Below are 3740 nucleotides of genomic sequence, written 5' to 3'. Positions count from 1 at the left end.
CGTGATCAAGGCGCTGAGCCTCAAGGAGGCCCTGCTGGTGGTCAAGCGCGGCGAGCCATTGCCGCAGGTGCTGGAAAGCGCGGTGCTCGATCTGGAACAGGGCGAGGCGGCGGAAACCGCGCGACTCAACGGCTATCTGCATGCGGTGGCGGCCTTCGAGCCCAAGCCCGACAGCGAGTGGCTGCAGCTGACCTTCCGTTTCGTCGACCGCGACCCGCAGAAGCTCGATTACCTGTCGCGCCTGATCGCTCGCGGCACCGCGCAGAAGCACTTCGTCCCCGGCGCGTAGCCCGGATGCAATTCGGGGCCCTTTCGCACCCGGCCGACCAATGGCGGTGAGCCGCATCACAGCCTGACGGTCGGTGTCTCGCGCGCTGCGTGGTGCGCTGCTAGTCTTGCTAACCCGGATATCAAAAAACCATTAGATCCGAGTCTTATGCTAGGGCGTCTGTTCTTTCTCTGCAGTCTGCTGGCCTTCAGCGGCCAGGCCGCTGCCCTGACCATCTACAAGTACGTCGACAAGAACGGCGTGGTGACCTATAGCGATCAGGCCGCGCCCGGCGCCCAGGTGTTCGTGTTCAACGACCGCATGGTCGAGCGCCTGGACAACCAGGTGAAGCTGGAAACCAAGAAGCACGAAGCCGGCGAGACCCTGCTGATCCGCAACGACCTGTACGCCCCGGTGGAAATCGAGCTGAAGCTGGAGCAGGTGGACAACGCCATCGGTGCGCCGGACAAGCCGATTCGCTGGGTGCTGCCGCCGCGCAGCAATATCCGCCTGGCCACCCTCGCCCCGCAGGACGCCTCCAAGCCGCTGCGCTACAAGCCCAGGTTGCGCTATGCCCTCGGTGATCCGCGCCTGCAGCCAAGCATCCATCGTTACCCGCTGCCCTGGCGCGGGGGCCCGTTCCGCCAGACCCAGGGCGCCAACGGCACCTACAGCCACTTCACCCCCAAGGGCCGCTACGCGGTGGACATCGCCATGCCCGAGGGCACGCCCATCGTCGCCGCGCGCGGTGGCGTGGTGATCAAGACCGAGAACCAGCAAAGCGGGCGCGGCAACAACCCGGCCGGCAACTTCGTGCGCATCCTGCACGACGACGGCACCATGGGCGTCTACCTGCACCTGATGAAGGGCTCGGTAGCCGTGCGCGAGGGCCAGCGCGTGGCGACCGGCCATCTGCTCGCCCGTTCCGGCAATACCGGCAACAGCACCGGCCCGCACCTGCATTTCGTGGTGCAGCGCAATGTCGGCCTGGCGGTCGAATCCATCCCTTTCAACTTCGCCCAGCCGGTCAACAGCCTGCCCAACTTCGCCGTCGGCGGCGAATAGCCCCGCGGGCTTCGGCCCACATCTCGCCTGGTCCTGCGATGCCTGCGCATCCTGCATGGCGTCCGCGTGCACACCGCGCCCCTTCGTCATCGCTGCGGATCGCCAGCGGTGCGCGCGGCCTGGGCGGCCCCGCGACACCCTGCGGTCCTTAAGCCGCCCTCTCCTAATGTCGCCTGTGTAAGGGACACGTCCGCCGTCTGCGCGACGCAGGCGGAAGTCGGCCTTCCGCCTGGCGTCCGTCGCCGCACGAGCGGAAAGGATCTTTCACCTGGCGGATCGCCGAAAGCCCTCTAGATCAAGGGTTTCAGCTGTTGGCACCGCTATTGCTATCACTCAGGAAAACGGGTGTCCGACTATGGCTATCGATTCAGATTACGTACAAAGCATGGCGACCCAACTGGCCAAATACGAGATTCAGGGCCAGTTGGCCAAGGCCAACCGCAACCAGGCGGCGTACAAGGCGCAGCTCAGCGCGCTGACGACCCTGGATACTGCGCTGAAAACCTTCAAGAGCGCCGCCAGCGGCCTCAAGCTGGCCGGCAGCAGCATGCTGGTTAACAGCGCCAGCTTCAGCCAGGAGGGGTACGCCAGCGCTACGGTGGGCAGCAAGGCGGTGGCCGGCAGTTACGATTTCTTCGTCCAGCAGCTGGCCAGCAAGAGTCAGCTCGCCTTGCAGGGCCTGCAGGATGGCGACCTGGGCAGCGGTACCCTGACCATCGGCCAGGGAGGTGATTCGTTCGAGATCGACCTGGGCGCAGTGAGCACCCTCGACGAGCTGGCCGCGGCGATCAACGGCGCCGGCGACAACACCGGCGTCAAGGCGACCCTGGTGCGCAGCAATGGCCAGGTCAACCTGGTGCTGACCAGCGAGAAGACCGGCGCCGATCAGGCCATCAGCCTCAGCGCCGGCGGCAACGCCGCCTTCCAGGGCGCGGTGGCCGGTCGCCAGGAGCTCTCCGTGGCCAGGGACGCTATCGTGCGTCTGGGCGGTGAGGGCGGCATCGAGCTGAGCAGCACCAGCAACACCTTCGACAACATCATCGACGGCGTCAGCCTGACCTTCAGCAAGGCGCACAAGGCCGGCGATACGCCGCTGACCATCGAGATCGGCCAGGACCAGAAGGCCACCAAGGAGAAGGCGCAGACCTTCGTCAGCGCCTTCAACGCGCTGATGACCAGCTTCGACTCGCTCACCGCCAGCGGCGGCGAGAGTGGCGGGCGCGGCCCCCTGGCCGGCGATGCCAGCGTGCGCGCCATCGAGACCATGCTCAACCAGCTGGTGCGCACCTCGTTCGGCGGCGCCAGCCTCACCGAGTTCGGCATCGTCGCCAACCGCAACGGCAAGCTGACCATCGACAACGCGCGCTTCGAGAAGGCCGTGGCGGCCAACCCGGAGGGCTTCGAGAAGCTGTTCACCGACAAGGGCAACCTGCTCGACACCCTGGACAAGAATCTGGCGGTCTACACCAGCAGCGCCGGTGGCCTGCTGACCAACCGCAAGGACACCCTCAACACCCAGCTGCGCCGCGTCGATCAGCAGTTCGACAACATCCAGAAGCAGTACGACTCCTACTACAGCCGCTATCTCCGCCAGTACACCGGTCTCATGCAGACCATGGCGGCGATGGAGCAGACCTACGGAATGTTCTGATGAGTGCCTACAACCTCAACGAAAGTTACGACAGCTACCGCACCGTCGACCTCGAGGCGCGCGCCGCCGCGGCCTCGCCCTACGAGCTGGTGCTGGTGCTGTTCGACGGCCTGCTCGACGAGCTGGCTCGCGCCCGCGGCCATATCGAGGCCAAGCGTTACCAGCAGAAGGGCCAGTCGCTGGAGAAGTGCCTGAACATCCTCGGCGGTCTCAACAGCGCCCTCGATTACGAGAACGGCGGCGAACTGGTGCAGGGCCTGGCGCGCCTCTACGACTACTGCATCTACCGCCTCTCCGACGTCAGCGTCAGCCTGTCGCTGGAAGGCCTCGACGAAGTGGTCGGCCTGCTCGGCGTGCTGCGCGAGGGCTGGGAAGGCGTGAATGCCGCGCGCAAGTGAGCTGCGCGCCCTGCAGCACCTGCACGGCCAGCTGGCCGAGGCGCTGGAGCAGGGCGACTGGACGCGCATCGGCGAGATCGATGCGCTGATCCGCTCGTGCCTGCAGCTGCTGGCCGGGCTGCCGACGCTGAGTGACGAAGTGCGCGAGGCCAAGCGGCGTCTGCAGCAGCTGCACGGACAGGCGCGCATCGCCTGCGCGCAAGAATGCGAACGGGTGCGGCAGCTGCTGCTCAGGCACCTGGAGTACGCCGAAGGGCGCAGCGCCTATTTGCGCGTCGATCAGTTTCAAGGTGGGAGATAAAGCGTGTTGCAGTCGATCAATCCGAGCGTCCAGGTCAGCCTGAGCGGTTCCGCTGTC

At 65.9% G+C, this 3740-nt stretch carries 4 protein-coding genes and 1 pseudogene; all 5 read left to right on the top strand.

Going from position 1 to position 3740, the window contains the following annotated elements:
• Positions 1 to 289, top strand: a pseudogene (locus tag N7333_RS24150) (response regulator); the annotation flags it as partial.
• A gap of 147 nt (positions 290 to 436) precedes the next feature.
• Entirely contained in the window at positions 437 to 1333 is an 897-nt protein-coding gene (locus tag N7333_RS24145; RefSeq protein WP_011920493.1) for a peptidoglycan DD-metalloendopeptidase family protein, read from the top strand.
• A 355-nt stretch (positions 1334 to 1688) separates the two neighbouring features.
• Positions 1689 to 2984, top strand: coding sequence for a flagellar filament capping protein FliD (gene fliD, locus N7333_RS24140; RefSeq protein WP_129483270.1), 1296 nt, complete (start codon positions 1689 to 1691; stop codon positions 2982 to 2984).
• Positions 2984 to 3382 (top strand): flagellar export chaperone FliS, encoded by a 399-nt coding sequence (fliS, locus tag N7333_RS24135; RefSeq protein ID WP_011920495.1) that lies wholly within the window; start codon positions 2984 to 2986, stop codon positions 3380 to 3382. The genes fliD and fliS overlap by 1 nt, the downstream gene beginning before the upstream one ends.
• Complete coding sequence (locus N7333_RS24130; protein ID WP_011920496.1) at positions 3366 to 3683, top strand: hypothetical protein; 318 nt, start codon at positions 3366 to 3368, stop codon at positions 3681 to 3683. Before fliS ends, N7333_RS24130 begins: the two co-directional genes overlap by 17 nt.
• Positions 3684 to 3740: the final 57 nt, after the last annotated feature.

The organism is Pseudomonas sp. GD04158, from assembly GCF_029834875.1.
Classification (GTDB): Bacteria; Pseudomonadota; Gammaproteobacteria; order Pseudomonadales; family Pseudomonadaceae; genus Aquipseudomonas; species Aquipseudomonas hydrolytica.
Note: the sequence above shows the minus strand (reverse complement) of the source record. Positions and strands in the feature narration are given on the sequence as shown.

Bases quoted from the DNA above. Each gene is read 5' to 3' on its own strand.
- N7333_RS24145 (WP_011920493.1), top strand. From the start codon at position 437: ATGCTAGGGCGTCTGTTCTTTCTCTGCAGTCTGCTGGCCTTCAGCGGC.
- fliD (WP_129483270.1), top strand. From the start codon at position 1,689: ATGGCTATCGATTCAGATTACGTACAAAGCATGGCGACCCAACTGGCC.
- fliS (WP_011920495.1), top strand. From the start codon at position 2,984: ATGAGTGCCTACAACCTCAACGAAAGTTACGACAGCTACCGCACCGTC.
- N7333_RS24130 (WP_011920496.1), top strand. From the start codon at position 3,366: ATGCCGCGCGCAAGTGAGCTGCGCGCCCTGCAGCACCTGCACGGCCAG.